At 65.4% G+C, this 21,100-nt stretch carries 22 protein-coding genes; 8 read left to right on the top strand and 14 right to left on the bottom strand.

The features are described from left to right. Window positions 1-924, bottom strand: a 924-nt coding sequence (locus VKZ87_RS12530) for a leucyl aminopeptidase family protein (protein ID WP_324221596.1), incomplete at its 3' end; no start/stop codon positions are given. 173 nt (window positions 925-1,097) lie between these two features. On the opposite strand from VKZ87_RS12530, the gene lptF reads away from it, so the two are divergent. From lptF to rsmA, 6 genes are read left to right on the top strand one after another with little or no spacing between them, the layout of a single operon-like run. Then, window positions 1,098-2,204, top strand: a complete 1,107-nt coding sequence (gene lptF / locus VKZ87_RS12525) for an LPS export ABC transporter permease LptF (RefSeq protein ID WP_324221595.1) — start codon at window positions 1,098-1,100, stop codon at window positions 2,202-2,204. Beyond that, window positions 2,204-3,298: an LPS export ABC transporter permease LptG gene (gene lptG / locus VKZ87_RS12520; protein ID WP_324221594.1), complete on the top strand. Its 1,095-nt coding sequence runs from the start codon at window positions 2,204-2,206 to the stop codon at window positions 3,296-3,298. Before lptF ends, lptG begins: the two co-directional genes overlap by 1 nt. After that, a complete protein-coding gene (locus VKZ87_RS12515) occupies window positions 3,295-5,460 on the top strand; it encodes an LPS-assembly protein LptD (protein ID WP_324221593.1) in 2,166 nt (721 codons plus the stop codon). Before lptG ends, VKZ87_RS12515 begins: the two co-directional genes overlap by 4 nt. Before the next feature lie 7 nt (window positions 5,461-5,467). Then, window positions 5,468-6,754 (top strand): peptidylprolyl isomerase, encoded by a 1,287-nt coding sequence (locus VKZ87_RS12510; RefSeq protein ID WP_324221592.1) that lies wholly within the window; start codon window positions 5,468-5,470, stop codon window positions 6,752-6,754. Then, complete coding sequence (gene pdxA / locus VKZ87_RS12505) at window positions 6,732-7,760, top strand: 4-hydroxythreonine-4-phosphate dehydrogenase PdxA (protein WP_324221591.1); 1,029 nt, start codon at window positions 6,732-6,734, stop codon at window positions 7,758-7,760. The genes VKZ87_RS12510 and pdxA overlap by 23 nt, the downstream gene beginning before the upstream one ends. Beyond that, window positions 7,753-8,580: a 16S rRNA (adenine(1518)-N(6)/adenine(1519)-N(6))-dimethyltransferase RsmA gene (gene rsmA, locus VKZ87_RS12500; RefSeq protein WP_324221590.1), complete on the top strand. Its 828-nt coding sequence runs from the start codon at window positions 7,753-7,755 to the stop codon at window positions 8,578-8,580. Before pdxA ends, rsmA begins: the two co-directional genes overlap by 8 nt. A 1-nt stretch (window position 8,581) precedes the next feature. On the opposite strand, the gene gmk is transcribed toward rsmA, so the two are convergent. Both gmk and VKZ87_RS12490 read right to left on the bottom strand, forming a co-directional pair. Next, window positions 8,582-9,253 carry a guanylate kinase gene (gene gmk, locus VKZ87_RS12495; RefSeq protein WP_324221589.1) on the bottom strand — a complete coding sequence of 224 codons (672 nt, stop codon included), beginning with the start codon at window positions 9,251-9,253 and terminating at the stop codon, window positions 8,582-8,584. Next, window positions 9,243-10,133 carry a YicC/YloC family endoribonuclease gene (locus tag VKZ87_RS12490; protein WP_324221588.1) on the bottom strand — a complete coding sequence of 297 codons (891 nt, stop codon included), beginning with the start codon at window positions 10,131-10,133 and terminating at the stop codon, window positions 9,243-9,245. The genes gmk and VKZ87_RS12490 overlap by 11 nt, the downstream gene beginning before the upstream one ends. A 61-nt stretch (window positions 10,134-10,194) precedes the next feature. Here VKZ87_RS12490 and VKZ87_RS12485 point away from each other — a divergent pair, with 61 nt between their 5' ends. Continuing rightward, window positions 10,195-10,965 carry an SDR family NAD(P)-dependent oxidoreductase gene (locus VKZ87_RS12485; protein ID WP_324221587.1) on the top strand — a complete coding sequence of 257 codons (771 nt, stop codon included), beginning with the start codon at window positions 10,195-10,197 and terminating at the stop codon, window positions 10,963-10,965. A gap of 1 nt (window position 10,966) precedes the next feature. Here VKZ87_RS12485 and mltG read toward each other — a convergent pair whose 3' ends face one another. The 6 genes from mltG to VKZ87_RS12455 all read right to left on the bottom strand — a co-directional run bounded on the left by mltG (window position 10,967) and on the right by VKZ87_RS12455 (window position 17,060). Further along, window positions 10,967-11,944: an endolytic transglycosylase MltG gene (mltG, locus tag VKZ87_RS12480; protein WP_324221586.1), complete on the bottom strand. Its 978-nt coding sequence runs from the start codon at window positions 11,942-11,944 to the stop codon at window positions 10,967-10,969. Between the two features lie 9 nt (window positions 11,945-11,953). Continuing rightward, window positions 11,954-13,231 carry a beta-ketoacyl-ACP synthase II gene (gene fabF, locus VKZ87_RS12475; RefSeq protein ID WP_324221585.1) on the bottom strand — a complete coding sequence of 426 codons (1,278 nt, stop codon included), beginning with the start codon at window positions 13,229-13,231 and terminating at the stop codon, window positions 11,954-11,956. Between the two features lie 64 nt (window positions 13,232-13,295). Next, entirely contained in the window at window positions 13,296-13,535 is a 240-nt protein-coding gene (locus tag VKZ87_RS12470; RefSeq protein ID WP_300302640.1) for an acyl carrier protein, read from the bottom strand. A gap of 143 nt (window positions 13,536-13,678) precedes the next feature. Continuing rightward, window positions 13,679-14,419, bottom strand: a complete 741-nt coding sequence (gene fabG, locus VKZ87_RS12465; protein ID WP_324221584.1) for a 3-oxoacyl-[acyl-carrier-protein] reductase — start codon at window positions 14,417-14,419, stop codon at window positions 13,679-13,681. Between the two features lie 17 nt (window positions 14,420-14,436). Beyond that, window positions 14,437-15,381 carry an ACP S-malonyltransferase gene (gene fabD / locus VKZ87_RS12460; RefSeq protein ID WP_324221583.1) on the bottom strand — a complete coding sequence of 315 codons (945 nt, stop codon included), beginning with the start codon at window positions 15,379-15,381 and terminating at the stop codon, window positions 14,437-14,439. A gap of 101 nt (window positions 15,382-15,482) precedes the next feature. Further along, window positions 15,483-17,060: an FAD-dependent oxidoreductase gene (locus tag VKZ87_RS12455; protein WP_324221582.1), complete on the bottom strand. Its 1,578-nt coding sequence runs from the start codon at window positions 17,058-17,060 to the stop codon at window positions 15,483-15,485. Window positions 17,061-17,219: 159 nt separating this feature from the next. Here VKZ87_RS12455 and VKZ87_RS12450 point away from each other — a divergent pair, with 159 nt between their 5' ends. Further along, window positions 17,220-17,396: a hypothetical protein gene (locus tag VKZ87_RS12450; protein WP_324221581.1), complete on the top strand. Its 177-nt coding sequence runs from the start codon at window positions 17,220-17,222 to the stop codon at window positions 17,394-17,396. Between the two features lie 71 nt (window positions 17,397-17,467). On the opposite strand, the gene VKZ87_RS12445 is transcribed toward VKZ87_RS12450, so the two are convergent. The 5 genes from VKZ87_RS12445 to VKZ87_RS12425 all read right to left on the bottom strand — a co-directional run bounded on the left by VKZ87_RS12445 (window position 17,468) and on the right by VKZ87_RS12425 (window position 21,088). Then, window positions 17,468-17,698 carry a hypothetical protein gene (locus VKZ87_RS12445; RefSeq protein ID WP_324221580.1) on the bottom strand — a complete coding sequence of 77 codons (231 nt, stop codon included), beginning with the start codon at window positions 17,696-17,698 and terminating at the stop codon, window positions 17,468-17,470. Between the two features lie 103 nt (window positions 17,699-17,801). Further along, a complete protein-coding gene (locus tag VKZ87_RS12440; protein WP_324221579.1) occupies window positions 17,802-20,036 on the bottom strand; it encodes a tetratricopeptide repeat protein in 2,235 nt (744 codons plus the stop codon). Between the two features lie 13 nt (window positions 20,037-20,049). After that, window positions 20,050-20,412, bottom strand: a complete 363-nt coding sequence (flaF, locus tag VKZ87_RS12435) for a flagellar biosynthesis regulator FlaF (protein WP_324221578.1) — start codon at window positions 20,410-20,412, stop codon at window positions 20,050-20,052. Continuing rightward, a complete protein-coding gene (locus VKZ87_RS12430) occupies window positions 20,369-20,785 on the bottom strand; it encodes a flagellar biosynthesis repressor FlbT (RefSeq protein WP_324221577.1) in 417 nt (138 codons plus the stop codon). Before VKZ87_RS12430 ends, flaF begins: the two co-directional genes overlap by 44 nt. A 174-nt stretch (window positions 20,786-20,959) precedes the next feature. After that, on the bottom strand, window positions 20,960-21,088 hold the full coding sequence (locus tag VKZ87_RS12425) for a flagellin (protein WP_324221597.1): 129 nt from the start codon (window positions 21,086-21,088) through the stop codon (window positions 20,960-20,962). Window positions 21,089-21,100 lie beyond the last annotated feature (12 nt).

The following is a 21,100-nucleotide window of genomic DNA, read 5'->3' as shown; positions in this document are numbered from 1 at the left end:
GTTCGCCTTCGCCTTGCGGCCGGCGATGGCGGCCATGGCGCCGATCACCGCACCGGCGCCGCCCATGTCCCATTTCATTTCTTCCATGCCGGCAGACGGCTTGATCGAGATACCGCCGGTATCGAAACAGACGCCCTTACCCACGAACGCGACGGGCTTGGCGGTCTTCTTTGGTGCCCCGTTCCACTGCATGACGACAAGCTGCGATTCCCGCGCCGAACCCTGCCCGACGCCGAGCAGTGCCCCCATGCCGAGCCGTTTCATTTCCTTCTCGCCCAGTACCTCGACCTTGACCCCGAGCTTGCCCAGCTTCCGGCACTCGGCGGCGAGGCTCTCGGGGTAAATCACGTTGGCGGGCTCGGTCACCAGGTTCCGGGTCAGGGCCACGCCATCAGCCAGTTTGTCGAGGGGCTGCCAGGCCTTTTTCGCCGCCGCGGCCGAGGCGCTGAGGACGGTTACGGTCCGCAGCGAAGGCTTCTCGCGGTCCTTCAGCTTGGTGCGGTATTTGTCGAAGCGATAACCACCGAGCCGCGCCCCCAGCGCCGCATGGGCGGCAGCCTCGGCTTCCGCCAGTCCGGCTCCTTTCGGCAGGTCCGCGGCGATGGCAAGATCCGTTTCACCGCTCAGGGCCAGCCGCCGGACCGCCTCGCCGGCCACCGCCTCGATCGCCGCCATCTTGAGTTCAGCCGGCTTACCCAGGCCGGCCAGCAGCACGCGCGTCAGGCCGGCTCCCGGGGCCATCACCTCGAGCCACTGCCCCTTGCCTCCGGAGAACCGCGCCGCCGCCGCCATGGCCCGGCCGAGCGCGCCGCCTACGGCCTTGTCGATCTGCTGGCCGAAGGGGCCCAGCTGACGGGTCTCCGCGACACCAAGAACCAGGCTGCCGCGCTTGGGGGCTTTCGCGTCTGCGATCTCGATTTTCATGGGCTCCAATCCGCAATTTCCGCCGTGATCCGGGGGAGAGGCACTATAGCGGCGGCGCCGCGGCGGGATCAATCGGCGGCACCGGCGATTCGCCGAATCTTCTTTTCGGACCAAGCGGTTCTTTTCAGTTCTGGGCTGTGGCGGCAGGGGGCGGAATCGCTATACTGCGCGCCATGCGCGGGGTTTCCCTCTACATCATGCGCCAGATCGCCTGGCCGCTGGCCTTTGCCACCCTGACCCTGACCGGGGTCATCTGGCTGACCCAGTCCCTGCGTTTCATCGACCGCATCGTCAACAACAACCTCGCATTCGGCGATTTCTTCTATCTGACGCTGCTGGTTCTGCCCAACATCATCGCGATCATTCTGCCGGTGGCGGCTTTCTGCGCCACGCTTTATGCCTTCAACCGGCTGACCGGGGATTCCGAGATCGTGGTGCTGGCGGCGGCTGGTTTCAGCCGGCTGAGCCTCGCCCGTCCCGCAATGTACATTTCCCTCCTCGTGATGGCGGTGATGTACGCCATCCTGCTGTATCTCATGCCGCTCGGATCACGCACGCTGCGTGAAACCCAGTACCAGTTCCGCAACGACCTCGCCGGCATGGCCATCCTGGAGGGCGTATTCAACACGCCCACCCAGAACCTCACGGTCTACGTGCGCGAGCGCGATGCCAACGGGGACATGATCGGCGTCCTGGTCCACGACAACCGCGATACCTCGCAGCCGGTGACCATGATGGCCGAGCGCGCGACGCTGCTGCGCACCCCGCAGGGCCCCCGCCTTTACATGGTCAATGGCAACCGGCAGCAGATCGGCGCCGACCGGCAATCGCTGTCCCTGCTCTATTTCGACAATTACAGCCTCGATCTGGAAACCTACGCCCAGAAGGAAGCGCAGGGCTGGCGGGAGCCGTCGGAACGCTTCCTCAACCAGCTGTTCTGGCCGGACCTGAACAATGCCGACGACAAGGCAAACTACAACAAGCTGATCGTCGAGGGTCATCGCCGTCTGGCGACCCCACTCTATGCCCCGGCACTCATCCTCATCGCCATCGCCAGCGTGATCGGCGGGGAGTTCAGCCGGCGCGGCCAGGGCCGGCGACTGGCGGTCGGCGCGGCAGTGGGCATCTTCCTGCAGGTCCTGAGCCTCGGCGTCACCCATCTGGCGACGAAATCGCCAGTGCTGATACCCCTGATGTATTTCACTCCCATCGCCGCCGGCATCATCGCCGTTTTCCTGCTGCGCGAACCCGCCCGACATCTCGCCCCGAGGCCGGCCTGATGTTTCGCGCCATGACGCTGTCGCTGTATCTGGGCCGTCACTATGTTACGGCGATCCTGACCGTTTTCGTGGTGCTTGCGGTTCTCGCTTTCAGCTTCGACACGATTGAACTGCTGCGCCGTGCCACCAATCGGCCAGACGCGTCGATCGAACTGGTTTTCGAGATGTCGCTGCTCAAGCTGCCGACATTGATGACCAAGCTGGTGCCGTTTGCCGTGCTTTTTGGCGGCATGCTGGCGCTGAGCCGTTTGACACGCTCGCAGGAGCTTACCGTCAGCCGTGCCGCTGGCGTTTCGGCATGGCAATTCCTGTTTCCGGGCCTGGCCATCACCTTCCTGCTCGGCGTCTTCATGATCACCGTCTACAACCCGCTGTCGGCGGCCATGCTGACGCGCTACGAGTCGATCGAAGCCAAGGTACTGCGCGGCCGCAGTTCGTCGCTTGCCGTTTCCTCGGGCGGACTCTGGCTGCGCGAGGCGGATGCTGCCGGCCAGGTTGTGATCCATGCCCTGCGCGTTGCACAGCAGGGCGTCGAACTGCACGACGCCATCCTGTTCTATTTCCAGGACAACGACCGCTTCGTGAAGCGCATCGATGCACAATCGGCACTTCTCGATGACGGACACTGGCTGCTCCGCAACGCCGTGATCAGCTATCCCGACCAGCCGACCGAACGGCATACAACCCTGCGGCTGCCCACCACGCTCACCTTCGACCGCATCCAGGAGAGCTTCGCCTCGCCCAGCACGATCTCTTTCTGGGAACTGCCGGCCTTCATATCGACCCTTGAAACCGCGGGATTCTCCGGCGTACGGCACCGGTTGCATTTCTACAGCCTGCTCGCAACGCCGATCCTGCTCTGCGGCATGCTTCTCATAGCCGCCAGCTTCAGCCTGCGCCTGACGCGCCGGGGCGGCATCGGCTTCATGCTGGCGGGTGGCGTAGGCGCCGGTTTCCTGCTGTATTTCAGCGTTGAGATCACGCAGCCTTTCGGCCTGAACGGCACCCTGCCGGTCCCGCTCGCCGCCTGGGCACCCACGGCCGTTTTCGTCATGCTTGGCCTGTCTTTGCTGTTTCACCTGGAGGATGGATGACCGGGGGGTTCCATCGTCTCTTCGCTACCGCCGCCTTCTGCCTCTGGCTCATGTCGACAACCTCCGCTTTCGCACAGGCGGAGAGCGACCAGCCCGTGCTGCTGACGGCCGAGACCCTGAAATACGACCAGTCGCTCGGCCTCGTGACTGCAGAGGGCGACGTCGAACTGGTCCAGGGCGGGCGCACCCTGATCGCGGACCTCGTGAGCTACAGCGAGCGCGACGACAAGGTGATCGCAAGCGGCAACGTCGCGCTCATGGAGACCGACGGCACCGTCCTGTTCGCGGATTATATGGAGCTGACCGACCAGATGCGGAACGGCTTCATCCGCGATGTTTCCGTGTTGCTGGCTGACAACTCGCGCAGCGTGGCTGCCTATGGCGAACGCAGGGACGGCAATCGCACGGTGCTGCGCAAGGCGGTGTATACCACCTGCTCGCTCTGTCCGACCGACCGCACGCGTCCGCCGCTGTGGCAGCTCAAGGGCGACCGCGTGGAACATGACGCACAGGCGCAGGACATCACCTATCGGGATGCCACCTTCGAGATGTTCGGGATTCCCATCCTGTACACGCCGTATTTCAGCCATCCGGATCCGACGGTGAACCGGCGCAGCGGCCTGCTGCCCCCCAGCTACCTGACCAACGACCATTTCGGGCAGGCGATCCGTGTGCCCTACTACTACGTCATCGACGAGTACAGCGATCTGACCCTGGCGCCGCAGTACTCGACGGATCAGGGTGGATGGCTCTACGGCGAATTCCGGCAGCGGCGGCAGACCGGAGAGATTTCGCTCGACGGTTCGATCACCCGCGTGGACGATACCTACGGAGCACGTGTCGGCGGCGAGGAATTGCGCGGCCACATACGGGCGAATGCGGCGTTCCGCAGCAACGACGACATCACCTGGGGCGCCAACATCTTCCGCGCCTCGGACGACACCTATCCAAGCCTCTACAAGATCCCGGAATATACCTCGCGCAACGTGCTGACGAGCCGCATTTACGGCGAGGCGATCAACAACCGCCATTACGCGGCGGTCAATGCCTTCTCGTTCCAGAATCTCCGCCCCGGCATCGCCTCCTCCACGGTGCCTGTTGTCGCGCCGATTTTCGATTACTCCGCCGTCACCGAGCCAGGCGACTATGGCGGCCGCTGGGCCTTCGACGCCAATATGGCGAACATCTATCGCGAACGCGGCACCGATACCCGACGCGTGTCGGGCAGCGTGTCATGGTCTCAGCCGTATTACGCCCCGAGTGGTGAAATCTACACGGCAACCGCCATGGTGCGGGCCGATGGCTACTGGGTGAACGATCTGAACCAGACGCCCGGCATGATCCCTGCCCGCAGCGACGACACGACCTTTGCCGGACGCGTCATCCCGGTCGTGGCGCTGGACTGGCGCTATCCCTTCGTTCGGGATGAGGGCAATGTGCGGCAGCTCATTGAGCCCATCGTCAGCGCCGTGATTTCCCCCTATGGGGGCAACAAGCGCGACATCCCGAACGAGGACTCCATCGCGCTCGAGTTCGACGAAACCAACCTGTTCAGCCTTAACCGCTTTCCGGGCTACGACCGCTGGGATGGTGGCCCGCGGCTGAACTACGGATTCCGCTCCGCCGTCTACGGTGCATCCGGCGGCTATTCCGAACTGCTCGTCGGGCAATCGCTGCGGGCGCGGGAGGAAACCATCTTTCCGGCCAATTCGGGCCTCAACGACCAGCTTTCGGATTACGTCGGCCGGCTGACGATTTCCCCGGGCCGCTACATCAGCTTCACCGACCGCGTGCGGCTGGCTCAGAGCAGCAGCTTCGATGTCCGGCGCCACGAACTGTCGGCGACCTTGGGCACAAACCTGACTTACCTGAGCCTGACCTATGCCGATGTGGCCGATACCAACCTGGTCGACGATATCGGCGATCAGGAGGCCATTGGCGGCACCCTCCGCGTGCAGTTGACGCAATACTGGAGCACCGAGTTGCGGCATACCCGGGACCTGAGCGGGAACGGCGGATCGCTGCTCAACTTCGGCGGGTTGCGCTACACCGACGAATGTTTCGATATTATGCTGTTCGCCCAGCGCACCTTCTTCAGCAACCGCGACATCCAGCCCGACACGACGATTGGGCTGCGGTTCCGGATCGCGACCTTCAACTGAGCTGCCGATGCATCACTTTGCCATTATCGCCCTCCTCCTCACCGCACTGATCGGTATGCCGGCGCCCGCCGGGGCGCAGGGCCAGGCGCCGGGAGCAGCTGCTCCTGCCCAGGACCAGCAGCGCATCGTGGCGCTCGTCAATGACGAGGTGATCTCCCTGCGCGACATCAATCAGCGCTCCCGGGTGATCATGGCGACGGCGCGTCTGCCCGACACCCCCGAGGTCATGCGGGCCGTGCGCGAGCAGGCAATGCGTTCGCTGATCGACGAGCGGCTGCAGATGCAGGAAGCCAAGCGGCGGGGAATCTCGGTTTCCCAGCAGGAACTTGACAGCGCCATCGCGTTGATCGAGCGGCAGTTCGGCATCCCCGCCGGCCGTTTCGAGGATTTCGCGCAGCGGTCAGGCATCGACCCCGCCATCTTCATCGCCCAGGTGCGGGCGGAGCTGACCTGGGCGCGCATGGTCCGGGCCCGGCTGAACGCGACCGTCACGGTGACGGACCAGGAAATCGACGAACAGATCGCCAAGCTGCGCAGTCTGGCCGGCCAGACCGAGGAACTGATCTCCGAAATTCTGGTGCCGGTGGACAATCCCGACCAGGAGGAACCGCAGCGGCAGACCGCACAGCGCATCGTCGAGCAGCTGCGCGCCGGTGCCAGTTTTCCGGCCATGGCCCGGCAGTTCAGCCGCGGAACCACGGCCACCAATGGTGGCGAGGTCGGCTGGATCCAGCGCGGGACGCTGCCCGAAGAGGTGGAACAGGTGATCGCCCAGATGAACAAGGGCGACATCTCCGATCCGATCCGCAGCATCGGCGGCTACCAGATCATCGCGCTGCGCGACCGCCGCCGCATTGCGATGCCGGGAGCGGGAGACAGCAGGGTCACCCTGAAGCAGATCCTCTTCCCGCTGGGCCAGGCGCCAAATCCGGCGGATGTCCAGGCGGCCATCGCGCGGGCGCAGGAGACGCGTGCCCGCATCGACAGCTGCGAAGCCGTGGATGCCGTGATCGAGGAGCTGAAGACCCCCGGATCCGGCAGCCTCGGAACGCTGCGCCTTGACGATCTTCCCGAAGCCTTCCGGCAACCGGTGTCGCAGCTGAACGTGAACGAGACCACGCAGCCGGTCCAGACGCCGCAGGGTATCCGTCTCTTCACGCTCTGCGCCCGTGAGGAAAGCGGCAGCTTCGACCGCAACCAGGTCCGCCAGAGCCTCCTGATGCGGCGCGCCGAACTGCTGGCGCAGCGCTATATCCGCGAATTGCGACGCGATGCCACCATCGAGTTCCGCTGAGGCCCCGCCTCCCCGGCCGCTTGCCGTCACCATGGGCGAACCCGCCGGAATCGGCGGGGAGATTGCCCTGCTGGCCTGGCTGCAGCGAGACAGCGCCGCGCTGCCGCCGTTTTTCCTGCTCGATGATCCGGAGCGGCTGCGGGCCCTTGCTGCCACGGCTGGCTGGTCCGTCCGGATAGAGACGATTAGGGCCCCCGGCGAAACCGCCGCGGTATTCGGCACGGCCCTTCCCGTTCTGCCGGTTCCGCTGGTAACCCGGCCAAGGCCGGGACAGCCGGACCCGGCCAATGCGCCGGCAGTCCTGCGCGCCATCGAGACGGGGACGGCGCTGTGTCGCGGCGGCGAGGCCGCCGCCCTGGTGACCAATCCGATCCACAAGGCGGCGCTGTATGCCGCCGGCTTCCGCCATCCAGGGCATACGGAATATCTGGCTGCGCTCTGCGGCAATGTCATGCCGGTGATGATGCTGGCATCCGACCGGCTGCGCGTCGTGCCGGTCACCATCCACGTCTCTCTGCAACAGGCGATAGCGACGCTGACGACGGACCTGATCGTGCAGACCGCGCGGATCACGGCGGCCGACCTGCGCGAGAAGTTCGGCATCGCCCGACCGCGCCTGGCGGTGGCCGGCCTCAATCCTCACGCGGGAGAATCCGGCAGCATGGGGCAGGAGGATGCCGCCATCGTCGCTCCCGCAGTGGCGCAGCTGCGCGCCGCAGGCATCAATGCCCGCGGGCCGCTGCCCCCGGACACCATGTTCCACGCCGCCGCCCGCGCCGGTTACGACGCGGCCATCTGCATGTACCACGATCAGGCGCTGATCCCGATCAAGACGCTGGATTTCGACAGCGCGGTCAATGTGACGCTGGGCCTGCCGATCATCCGCACCTCGCCCGATCACGGCACGGCCTTCGACATTGCCGGCAAGGGTGTGGCCAGGCCGGACAGTCTGATCGCTGCCCTGCGCATGGCCGCCGGGATGGCGCGGCATCGCAGTCATGCCTGACGCAATCGAAGCATTGCCGCCGCTGCGTGAGGTGATCGCGCAGCACGACCTCGCCGCTCGCAAGTCGCTGGGGCAGAATTTCCTGCTCGACCTCAACCTGACGCGCAAGATTGCCCGGGCCGCCATGCCATGGGCCGCCCCGGTGATATTCGAAATTGGCCCGGGTCCGGGAGGGCTGACCCGCGCGTTGCTGCTTGAAGGCGCGCCTCGCGTGATCGCCATCGAGCGCGACGAGCGCTGCCTGACGGCCCTTGCTCCGCTGGTGGATGCAGCCACGGGGCGGCTGATGCTGCACCCCGGCGATGCGCTGGAAGCCGATTTCGCCGCCCTTGCTCCCCCACCCTGGCAGGTGGTCGCCAATCTGCCCTACAACATCGCCACGCCGCTGATTCTGAACTGGCTGGCGCAGCCTGACCGGATCGCGCGCATGACGGTGCTGGTGCAGAAGGAAGTGGCCGAGCGTCTCGCCGCACCACCCGGCAGCAAGGCCTATGGCCGGCTGAGCGTGGCGGCCCAGTGGCGGCATAATGTCCGCATGCTTTTCGACATCGGCCCCAAAGCCTTCGTCCCGCCGCCAAAGGTGACGTCTACGCTGGTGGAACTGCAGCCGCGCCAGAGGCCGCTCGCCGAAGCCGATCCGGACAGGCTGGAACGCGTAACCGCCGCAGCCTTCAATCAGCGCCGCAAGATGCTGCGCGCGGCGCTCAGGCCGCTCTGGAGCGATGCGGATGCAAGGCTGCAGGCCGCCGGCATTGATCCCACCAGGCGCGCCGAAACCCTGACGATCGAGGAGTTCTGCGCCCTGGCACGACTGCTGTAGATCAGCGGCCTTCCCGGAGCTGCTTGACGAAATCGACCAGCCCCAGCCCGCGATGGCGCTTCAGCCGCTCGGCCTGGAGGATCGCATAGACCTTCATCAGGCACTGCTCCACATCGTCATTGATGACGATGTAGTCGTACTCCGCCCAGTGGCTGATCTCGTCGGCTGCCTTGGACATCCGCTTGGCCACCACTTCGGGCGAATCCTGCGCCCGGCTGTGCAGCCGGCGCTCCAGATCCGCCGTGGATGGCGGCAGGATGAACACGCTGACCAGATCGGATTCGGCCCGCTGGCGCAGCTGCTGCGTGCCCTGCCAGTCGATGTCGAACAGCACGTCCTGCCCGCTGCTCAGCCGCTTCTCGACCGCCTCGCGCGGGGTGCCGTAGTAGTGATCGAACACCTTGGCGTGTTCCAGCAGTTCCTGCCGGTTCACCATCAGCCCGAATTCCTCGTTGCTGATGAAGCTGTAGTCCCGGCCGTGCACCTCCCCCGGCCGGCGCTGCCGCGTCGTGACCGAAACCGAGAGGTGAAGATCGGCATCCATCTCCAGCAGGCGCCGCGCGATCGTCGTCTTGCCGGCGCCCGAGGGGGAAGACAGGACGAGCATGAGGCCCCGACGGGCGATATGGATCGAGGCGGCCGGCCCCGGCACCAGCGGCTTGTTATTCGACATTCTGGGCCTGCTCCCGCAGACGATCGATGACCAGCTTGAGATCAAGGCCGATTGCCGTCAGGCCGGCATCGAAAGCCTTGGAACAGAGCGTATTGGCCTCGCGGTTGAATTCCTGCGACAGGAAGTCCAGTTTGCGGCCAACGCCGCGCATGTCGCCGCGCAGAAGGCCACGCGCCGCCTCCACATGCGCCTTCAGGCGATCAACCTCCTCGCGCACGTCCAGCCGCGTGATCTGCAGGGCAAGTTCCTGGGCCAGGCGTTCCTCGGAAACGGGCGGCGACATGGCAAGCAGTTCGTCCAGCTGCTGCCGCAGCCGGGCCCGCAGCGCCTCCGGGCGTACGGCCTCCGCGGTTCTGGCGCGCGCCGTGAGGGCTTCGATCTCATCCAGCTGGGCATTGAGCACGGTGGAAAGCTTGCTGCCCTCGGCGGTCCGGCTCTCGACCAGCTTGTCGAGGGCCCTGGCGAAACTTGCCTTTATGGCAGCCTCGATTTCCGCCCGGGTATCCTCGTCCTCGGTGCCGCCCGCAGGCTCGATCACGCCGCGTACCGCCAGCAGGCCGTCCAGCCGCGGTGCGCCGACGCCGCGCGCCTGCAGCCGGCCTGACAGCGCCAGAAGCTGCTCCAGCAGGGCCTCATTGATGCGATAGGCGGTCTCGCTTTCCGCCGTTTCGGTGAATTGCAGATTCAGGGTCACGTTGCCCCGCACGAGGCGCGTCTGCGCCAGGCTGCGCAGTTCCGGTTCGATCGCATCGAAGCCGGGCGGCAGGCGGAAGCGCAGTTCCAGACCGCGCCCGTTGACCGACTTCAGCTCCCAGACCCAGGCCCGGCCGGCGGCATGTCCATCGCTCCGGGCAAAGCCGGTCATACTGACAAGCGACACGAATCCCCCATCGATGCTACGGTGGCGGACTATAATGCCAAAGCATTGGGGGGTCGAGGCCGTGGCACCGCAGCCAGCTCCGGAAGGAATCGTCATCACCGGCGCATCCAGCGGTATTGGCGCCGCTCTGGCGCGACTCTATGCCCGTCCCGGTGCCCGCCTCGCATTGACCGGTCGCGATGCAGCACGCCTGTCGGAGGTCGCGGCCGCCTGCCGGGCCCGGGGTGCCACCGTGGAGGAACATACGGTCGACGTCACCGACGCGGAGGCGATGAAGGCGCTGATCAACGCCTTCGCCACAACCGGTCGTCTCGATCTGGTGATCGCCAATGCCGGCGTCTCGGGCGGCTTCCGGAACTGGGACGAGTTCGGCACCTATGTGAGACGGGTGACCGACATCAATATCGGCGGCGTGCTGAACACGGTGAACCCCGCCATCCCGATCATGGCCCGCCAGCGCAGCGGACAGATCGCGATCGTGTCCTCCATCGCCGGCTTTCTTGCCCTGCCGGGCGCCGTCCCCTACTCGGCCACGAAGCAGTTCGCCCGTGCCTATGCGGAAGAGCTGCGCGGCCGGCTGGCGCCGGAAGGCATCAGGGTGTCCGCCATCTGCCCCGGCTTCGTCGTCAGCCGCATGACGGCACGCAACAAGTTCCCCATGCCCTTCCTCATGGAAACAGACAGGGCGGCAGAGATCATCATCCGCGGACTCGCGGCCAATAGGGGGCGCATTGCCTTTCCCTGGCCGATGCTGGCGATGGTGCGGCTGCTCGGGCTGCTGCCCTATCCGCTGCTGGACCGGCTGCTGCGCCGGGCGCCCATGAAGGACTAGGTCACCGGCGCTGCGACGCGCGATAGGCAGCGACGTTGCGCAGATGCTGTTCGTAGGTCACGGCGAACAGATGCCCGCCTTTGCCGTCGGCGACGAAATACAGGAAATCATGCGTCTCGGGCTGCAGCACCGCTTCGATGCTGGCGCGACCGGGATGGTTGATCGGGGTCGGCGGCAGGCCGTCGATCACATAGGTGTTCCACGGCGTGGCCTGCTGCAGATCGGCGCGGGTCAGCGGCCGGGACAGTTCGGCCTCTCCCTTCGTCATGCCATAGGCAACCGTCGGATCGGCCTGCAGCCTCATGCCGCGCCGCAGCCGGTTGATGTAGACGCCCGCCACCCGGGCGCGCTCGGCGGGGATCGGCGTTTCCGCTTCCACGATGGAGGCAAGGATCACCGCCTCGGCCGGCGTCCTGAGCGGCAGGCCTTCCGCCCGCTTCGGCCACAGCTCGGCAAGCAGGTCGGATTGCGCCTTGCGCATGCGCGCAACCAGCTCCGCGCGATTGTCGCCGTAAACATAGTGATAGGTCTCGGGCAGCAGGCTGCCTTCCGGGACCGGTTCGTCCGGCCAATCGCCCTGCAGCGCCTCGGCGGCGGCGACCATCTGTCGGATTCCGGCCGTACTGAGCCCCTCGGTGATCGTCAGCCGGCGCACCATCACGCGACCTGCCGCGATGCGCTCCAGCACTGCCCGGGGTGACTCGCCGGGCGGGACGAGATACTCGCCCGCCTTCAGACGGCCGGCCGTCTCGGTATACCAGGCGGCAAGCTTGAGCAGCCTGGCGTCGCTGACGACATTCTCCCGTACCAGCCGCCCGGCAATGCCGGACAGGCCGGTACCCCGCGGCACCAGAATGACGGTTTCATGCGTCGCCGGGCCCGGCGCATCCAGCCATGACCGGAACCAGAGAAAGGCGCCGCCGACGGCGATGCATGCCGCCAGCAGAACCGCCAGCAGCATGGCGACCAGGCGCTTCATGAAAAGAGTTTAGGCGTCGTACCGCTTCAGGACCAGCGATGCGTTCGTGCCGCCGAAGCCGAAGGAATTCGACAGGGCGGCGCGCACCTCGCGCTTTTTCGCCTTGTGCGGCACCAGATCCATGCCCTCGGTCGCTTCCGAGGGATCGTCGAGGTTAAGTGTCGGCGGCACGATCTGGTCACGGATCGCCAGGATCGAGAAGATCGCCTCGACCGCGCCTGCCGCGCCGAGCAGATGGCCGATCGACGATTTGGTCGACGACATGGAGAGATTGGCCACGGCATTGCCGAACAGACGCTTCACCGCACCCAGTTCGATCTCGTCGCCCAGCGGCGTGGAGGTGCCGTGCGCGTTCACGTAGTCGATGTCGGAAGGCTGCAGGCCGGCACGCTTCAGCGCCATCTGCATGCAGCGGAAAGCACCATCGCCGCTCTCGTGCGGCGCGGTGATGTGATAGGCGTCGCCCGAAAGGCCGTAGCCCACCACTTCGGCGTAAATTCTGGCGCCACGGCGCTTGGCATGCTCAAGCTCTTCCAGCACGACGACGCCGGCGCCCTCGCCCATCACGAAGCCGTCGCGGCCTTTGTCCCAGGGACGCGAGGCGGCGGTCGGACGGTCATTGTAGCCTGTCGAAAGCGCGCGGGCGGCACAGAAGCCGGCAATCCCGAGCGGACCGATGGTCGCCTCGGCGCCACCGGCAACCATGATATCGGCATCGTCCAGGGCGACGAGACGGGCGGCATCGCCGATCGCATGCGCGCCGGTCGAGCAGGCCGTCACCACGGCATGATTCGGACCCTTCAGGCCGTGCTCGATCGAGACATAGCCCGAAACGAGGTTGATCAGCCGGCCCGGCACGAAGAACGGGCTGATACGGCGATGCCCCTTCTCCTTGAGCGTGATCGCCGCCTCTTCGATGCCGTTCAGACCACCGATGCCCGAGCCGATCAGCACGCCGGTACGGCAGCGCTCTTCCTCGGTCTGCGGGGCCCAGTTGGCATCCGCCAGAGCCTGCTTCGCCGCCGCCACGCCGTAGACGATGAAATCGTCAACGCGCTTCCGCTCCTTGGCTTCCATCCACTGATCCGGATCGAAGGCATCGGCGCGGTCCGGGGCATTCGCCTTGAGCGGAACCTCGCCGGCAACCTTCGCCGGCATCTCGGACGCGTCGAAGCGGGTGATCGGACCGAGACCGGACTCGCCACTGATCAGTCGCGTCCAGGTCGCGTCGACGCCGGTGGCAAGCGGCGTGACCAGACCCAGGCCAGTGACGACGACACGACGCATGGCTCAAGCCTCTCGCACGGAATACGGAAATCTGGGACGGTACGCGGACGGCGGCGTCAGCAGCTTACGACGCCGAACGCTCCTTGATGAAGTCGATGGCGTCCTTGACGGTCAGGATCTTCTCGGCCGCGTCATCGGGGATTTCGACGCCGAACTCTTCCTCGAACGCCATCACCAGCTCGACCGTGTCCAAGCTGTCAGCGCCCAGGTCGTCGATGAAGCTTGCGCTCTCGGTGACCTTCTCTTCCTCGACGCCCAGATGCTCGACGACGATCTTCTTAACGCGCTCAGCAATGTCGCTCATTTCCAAAATCCTTGTGGTTGTGACTACCAACGCGCGCCCGGACGGGCAGCGGCCGGCAGATGGGGGCCTCAATTAGCATAGAATATCGGCGCTTCCAAGCTGTTCCGGCGCCTCGGCCAGCGTTGCCTGTGGGCGAAATTTCCTTATGAAATCATAGCCATACCGCCATTGACGTGGATCGTCTGGCCGGTCACGTAGGCCGCCTCCTCGGAAGCCAGATAAACCACGGCAGCCGCCACTTCGGGGCTCTGCCCGAGTCGGCCGGCGGGGATCTTCTGCGAGATCTGCTCTTTCTGCTGGTCGGTCAGCACGTCGGTCATAGCGGTCTGGATGAAACCGGGCGCAACGCAGTTGGCGGTGATGTTCCGGCTCGCCACTTCCTGCGCCAGCGACTTGGTCATGCCGGTCAGGCCGGCCTTGGCAGCGGCGTAATTGAGCTGGCCCGGATTGCCGGTCGCGCCGACCACCGACGTGATGCTGATGATGCGGCCCCAACGGCGCTTCATCATGCCCTTCAGCGATGCGCGGGCGAGACGGAAAGCGGCGCTGAGATTGACATCGAGAACCGTCTGCCAGTCCTCGTCCTTCATGCGCATCGCCAGGCCATCACGGGTGATGCCGGCATTGTTGACCAGGATGTCGACCTGGCCCATCGCCGCCTCGGCCTTCGCAACCAGGCCATTGACCGCTTCGACGTCGGCCAGATTGCACGGCACCACATGCGCACGGCTGCCGAGCTTCGCCGCCAGTTCCTGCAGGACCGCTTCGCGGGTGCCCGACAGCGCGACCGTGGCACCCTGCCTGTGCAGAGCTTCGGCGATGGCACCGCCGATACCGCCGGTGGCGCCGGTGACGAGGGCGAACTTGCCGGTCAGATCGAACATGGCTGTCTCCGTGATTCCTATGAGAGGCTCTTGGCGAAGGCTTCGAGTTCGGCGGGCTGGCCGATGCTGAGCGGCTCGACATCCTTGTCGATGCGCTTCATCAGGCCTGCCAGCACCTTGCCGGAACCGAGTTCCGCCACCTGCGCAACGCCCTGCTGCTTCAGCCAGAGCATCGACTCGCGCCAGCGCACGAGCCCGGTAACCTGCTCCACCAGCAGCCGGCGGATATCGTCCGGATTGGACTCGCCCTTTGCCGTCACGTTGGAAACGACCGGCAGCTTCGGCACATTCATCGTCACCTTGCCCAGCGCCTCTGCCATGGCATCGGCGGCCGGCTGCATCATGGCGCAGTGGAAGGGCGCGCTGACCGGCAGCAGCATCCCGCGCTTCACGCCCTTGGTCTTGGCGACCTCGATGGCGCGCTCGACGGCTTCCTTCTTGCCCGAGATCACGACCTGGCCGCCGCCATTGTCATTGGCGCAACCGAGCACGTCGCCCTGCGCCGCCTCGGCAACCACCTCCTTCGCCAGGTCCAGTTCGGCGCCCAGCAGCGCCGCCATGGCGCCCTCTCCGACCGGCACCGCCTTCTGCATCGACTGGCCGCGCAGCTTCAGCAGGCGCGCGGTATCGGCCACCGACAGAGCGCCCATGGCGCAGAGCGCGGAATACTCGCCCAGCGAATGGCCAGCGGCATAGCTGCCCTTCGCGGCAAGATCGACGCCGAATTCCTTTTCCAGCACCCGCACCACGGCGACACTCGCCGCCATCAGGGCGGGCTGGGCATTCTCGGTCAGTGTGAGGTCGCTTTCCGGCCCCTCGAACATCAGGGTCGAGAGCTTCTGCGACAGAGCGTCATCGACCTCCTGGAACAGGTGGCGCGCGGCGGCAAAGGCGGCGGCCAGTTCCTTGCCCATGCCCACGGCCTGGCTGCCCTGGCCGGGAAAAAGGTAAGCACGGCTCATCGAATACTCCTGATCGCGGATGACGGGTAAAGCGGCCCCGAAAGGCCCGCCAGTGATAAGCCCCCCGCCCGCCCTGTCAAGTTTCCGGGCCGCTGGCGGGATCAGGCCGCGCGGGCCATGGCCCGCTCATAAGCGGCTGCAATTGCTTCCGGATCCGGCTTCCGCCAGCGCGCGGCGACATGCTGATCGGGCCGCAGCAGATACGTGGTGCCCGGACGGGCATCGTAGCGTCGCGCGAACAGATCGTTGCAGGGCAGGTCGACCAGGGCCACGCGATCCCGCAGCGCGGCGGGCAAGGCGGGCGCCGCATCAAAGCCGAGCAGGGTGAAGCCGTCGCCGCAGCGGGGCAGCAGCCAGCCGCCGTCATCCAGCGGCGCGTCGATGGCCGGGGCTCCGGGTGGCGGTCCGCCGTTGAAAGCATCCCGGTCCGCCGTCGAAAGCCGCGTGTCGCGATAGGTGGTCGGCATCGACAGGCGGCCCGAATTCACCAGCCGGCGCGCAAAGTCGTATTCGCCAGCCAGCTCCAGCACCGCATTGCGCAGGGCCCGTGCCGTCGCCGAGCGCGGCACGATGAAATCGGTGCTGCGGGTCGAATGGCGGATGTTTTCCTCCGCTGCCGCGATGCGTTCGTCGTCGTAGGTATCAAGCAGGGCATCGGGAGCCTCGCCGCGCATCACCAGATCCAGTTTCCAGATCAGGTTGTCGACATCCTGCACGCCGGAATTCGCGCCCCGTGCTCCGAAGGGCGAAACCTGGTGCGCGGAATCACCGATGAAGAAGACCCTCCCATGGCGGAAGCGGTCCAGCCGGCGGCACTGGAAGGTGTAGATGCTGACCCATTCGAGATCGAAAGCGACATCCTCGCCCAGCATCGCCTTCAGCCGCGGAATGACGCGCTCCGGTTGCCTCTCGACTTCCGGATCGGCCTGCCAGCCGAGCTGCAGATCGATGCGCCAGACGTCGTCCGGCTGCTTGTGCAGCAGGGCCGAGCCGCCGGCATGGAACGGCGGCTCGAACCAGAACCAGCGTTCGGTCGGGAAATCCGCCTTCATCTTCACGTCGGCAATGAGGAAGCGGTCCTCGAAGACCTGGCCCCGGAAATCGAGCCCCAGCCTGCGCCGCAGATGCGACCGGGCACCATCCGCCGCCAGCACGTAATCGGCCACCAGGGTGTAACCGCCATCGGGCGTTTCGATGCTGAGGCGCACGCCGTCGTTGCCCGGCACGATGTCGGCGACCCGATGCTTCCAGCGCAGATCGATCCCCGGCTTTCCGGCCGCCGCATCGGCGAGAAACAGCTCGGCGTAAGATTGCTGCAGATTGATGAAGGCCGGGTAGTGATGGCCGGTTTCCGGCAGCAGATCGAAGCTGTAGCACTGCCGCGGCCCATGGAAGACCTTGCCGGTCTGCCAGGTCACGCCCTTCTCCAGCATCCGTTCGCCGACGCCGAGGCGGTCCCAGATTTCCAGGGTGCGCTTGGCGTAGCAGATGGCGCGGCTGCCCGTGCTGACGGTCGTCTTCTCGTCCAGAAGGATGCAGGGGATGCCGCGGCTGGCGAGGTCCAGCGCCGCTGTAAGACCGACCGGTCCGCCGCCCACCACGGCCACCCGGCAATGCTCGGTGCTGCCCGGCGCCTGCGGCAGCCGGTATGCGAATTGCGGAGGGTTCTGGGCCTCCATGCTTTCCTCCCGCCCGGCGCGGGCCGGGTTGGTTACATTTGCAACTTATTTACCGGAGCGAAGGCGCCCTGACCAGTGGGGCCGTGGGAATTATGGTAAACAGTGTATGGATTGTGGCGGGCAGCCGGTCTGCTAGGATGGTCCCGTCAGGAGACCAGAATGGAAGCCACCGGCATCAAACAGGAATTGTATTTCGTCGGCCTCAAGGTGGCCCGCGATACCGAACGCGCGGTGCTCAGCGCCGTCGCGGCGGGCCTGGAGAATATCAAGCAGATCACCCAGGCCGCCTCGCCGACTACTGCCAGCACCGGCAAGCAGGTCGACATCAGCGTCTGAGCGTCACCGGCATCAGGCACAAAAAAACCAGCCATCAGGCCGGTTTTTTCGTTTCCGGGCCGTATTCCGGCTCAGACCTTTTCCTTCACGTCGAAAGCGCCACTGCGGATGGTGTCGGGAAGCTTCTCCAGACCATGTGCGGTCACGGCCTTGCCGAAGATGGCGGTGAGTTCGGCCAGAGCCATGCTCATCGCGATCGAGGCCACGATTTCGCGGCTCACGCCGCCATTCACCAGAGCTTCCCAGGTCGCGACGAAGGATTCGCGGGTAACCTTGCTCTGCTCGTCTTCTGTCATCGCCATGGGAAATCCCCCTCTGTGCTGCGATCCAGGTCCATTCCTGCCGGCCCTCCTGATCGCATATTTTGGTTGAGCGAAGGTAAACACATTTCGCCGAAGCGGCAGGTTACCGCTTTCTTAGGTCGGCCAGCATCTCCTCGACCATCGGCAGGGCGCGCTCGACGATATCGCCGGCCCGCTGCCCCGTATCGCCCCGGCAGAGCCGGACCGACGGGTACCAGGGCGTCCGCTCGCCGGTATAGCCCCAGTACCAGAGCTGCCCCCAGTCTTCGGGGATCAGGATGAGGGTCGGTATGCCCAGGCCACCGGCGATATGAGCCGCCGCCGTGCTGACGGTGACGACGAGATCGAGCGCGGCAATCTGCGCCGCCTGACCATCAATGTCCGCCAACGGATCGATTTCCGGATCATGATGGACCGGCATGTCTGCCGGCAGGGTCTTCACGTCTTCCGCGGCGCGGCCGTATTGCAGCGAGACGAAGAACTCGCCGGGCCGGCGCAGCAGCGGCGCCATGTCCGACAGGCTGATCGACTTGTAGCGCCCGGTATTGGGATTACCGCTGTTCCAGGACACGCCGACAAGAGGCCGGTCGCCGGCCATCGCGCGATAGCGCTGGCGCAGTGCGGCGCTGCGGGCGGGATCCGCCTTCAGGTAATGCGCCGGATGGCTGGCGAAACTGGCAATGTCGGGGCGGCAGAATTCGCCGATATCGCCCAGCGGGCGCTGGCAGGACAGGCCGAGAGCCCGGACATCCAGCGAGGCGTCATCGGGAACCACCGTGATGCCCGGCAGGGACCGGGCGAGCAGCGGGACCAGCCGCGGATCAGCCGCGAGCACGATGTCCAGGCCGCGGGCGGCAAAATCGGCGATGAGGCTGGAATACAGGATCTCGTCGCCGACACCCTGTTCGCGCCAGATCAGCAGCCGGCCGTCAGGAGGGGTGACACCGTCCCAGCGCGGCAATCCGCGCTCCCGCCCCTCGGGCGTGGTTCGCGACGGCTGCTTCCAGCGCCAGTGATAGTGGCTCCAGCCTTCCTTGTAGCGGCGGCAGCGCAGCAGCAGGAAGCTCAGGTTGCAGTGCGTGCCTGCATCCTCGGGCCGCAGGGCAAGCTGCTTCCTGAACAGGGCTTCCGCTTCATCGACGCGGCCCTGCAGGGCGCGGATGTTGCCCAGATTGCCGATCGCGGCACCGTTTTCCGGATCGCGGCGCAAAGCCTCCAGGCAAAGCTCCTCGCCCCTGCGGATATCACCGCGCCGCCCTTCGAAACCGGCCAGCGTCGCATAGTTGTCAGCCTTGTCCGGATCAAGGGCGATGACACGCGCCATCGCCTCGCAGGCTTCGTCCAGCCGGTTCAGATGGGAGTAGCATTGCGCCAGATCGACCCAGCCACCAATCGCCTCGGGATTTCGTTCGACCAGTTGCTGCAGCAGGGGAATGGCGCGTTCCCAGGCTTTGACCTTGGTCAGCGATATGCCGAGCGCCGCAATGACCGAAGCATCGTCCGGCTTTGATGCCAGGGCGCGCTCCAGAAACGGAATCGCCTCGGCGTGAGACTCGCGTTCGATCAGTAACAGACTGTAGCAGCGCAGCAGGTCGAGATGGCCGGGACTGGCTGCCAGGCCCTCGCGATACAGGACTTCGGCGCGTTCGCGATCCCCGTCCAGCGCGGCAAGACCGCCCTGCAGCAGACTGCGATCCGCCGTGCCAAGCGGCGCCGGTTCGAGGATCGCGATGAGTTGCCGCAATCCTTCGGCATCCCTGGCCCCGATGCTGCGCTTTGCGAGTTCCACCAGCTGCACGGCATAATCCGGCATTCGCGGCAGCAGATCCGAGAAGACCGGCAGCGCCTGTACGGTGTCTCCCGCCAGCCACTGCGTCACGGCCCGGTTGAATGTCGCCGCGACATACGTTTTATCGGCCGCAACCGCCCGGTCGAAGTATCCGAGCGCCGTTGCCCAGTCCTGCCGGCGCTGGGCCAGCAATCCGAGATTGTTGAGAATTTCCGCCGATCGCGGATCAAGCCGCAGGGCCTCGGCATAGGCCGCCTGCGCGCCCGCCTCGTCGTCCAGGGCCTTGCAGATATTCCCGAGACTGTTCCGGTAGGCCGCTATGCCAGGCTCGCGCCGGACAGCAAGTTCGACCAGCGGCTTGCCCTGGGCGGGATGCCCGGCCTGTTCGAGCGCCACGCCAAGCAGGTGAAGAGCGTCGACGCAATCCTTGTTCTCGACAAGGACGTCGCGATAGCAGCCTATCGCCTCATCCAGCCGCCCCGCCTGGTGAAGCTGAACCGCCTGTTCGAGCCTCTGCCGCCACCCCGCTCCGATTCCGGCACTGTTCATGCCATCAATCGGCTCAGCGCAGTCCGTCCATGATGTTCCGGTTGATCTCGATCAGCGGCTCGATGTCGATCGAGGTGCCCTGCGTGATCGCATCGGTATGCTTGTTCACGAAGATGCAGATATTGATCAGAGAGACCTTCACGTCCTTGGACAGGGCATTCTTCTCGTCCAGAACTTCCGGCATCAGATGGTTCCAGACATCACGGTTCCAGCCGATCGCTGCTGCGATCTTGGCGACCTCTGCAGGTTGCGTGCTGCCCATCAGGGGGCGCACTTCCATCAGGGCCCGGGTCACCGAGGAGAACAGGCGGTATTCAAGCTGCCTGGGCGTCTCAACGGTGTTCTGAGTGGCCAGATACGGGTTCCTTCCCGACATCGAGCAATCTCCGTTCAATCTCGATCAAGCGTCGGGCAAGTTTCAGGAGCTTGAAAAAGTCCTTCCGGACCAGCGCCGCCCCCAGACTGCCCACCACAGCATGTGTACTCGGCGCCGCCTTAACGAATTCCAAACACGCGTCCTTGATTACCGGAAAATACTCGTCGAACCGCTCCTCCCAGAGATAGGCGAGCTGGCAGTAGTAATAGATCTTCTTGGCCAGAGTATCGACGTCCTCCGGCTTCATGATGTGCTTCTCGCGCAGGAAAGAAGCCTTGTTCTCGATAATGATGCTGGCCGATTTCGACAGGCTGAGGACAGCCCGGTTCAGGATGAATTTCTCGCCGGCCTTCAGAGTGATTATGAGCGGCACATCAATCCGGGGGCCAATGCCCTTCCGCTCCTGCTGTTAACGGTCCGACAGGGCTACCCGGCTTCGGGGCCGACGTCAAGAAATCCGCCGGTGTCAGCCTGAAGACAGGCCCCGGCAGACAAAAAAAGGGGGCCTTGCGGCCCCCTTTCCGGTCCATCGGACCTGAACTCAGACTTAGCGGAACAGGCTGAGCAGCGTGTTCGGCTGCTGGTTGGCGATCGACAGCGCCTGGATGTTCAGCTGCTGGCGAACCTGCAGGGACTGCAGGGTGGCGCTCTCCGAAGCCACGTCGGCGTCGACCAAGGCGCCAAGGCC

Source organism: Ferrovibrio sp. (assembly GCF_035304305.1).
Taxonomy (GTDB): Bacteria; Pseudomonadota; Alphaproteobacteria; order Ferrovibrionales; family Ferrovibrionaceae; genus Ferrovibrio.
This window is presented reverse-complemented; position numbering and strand designations above follow the sequence as displayed.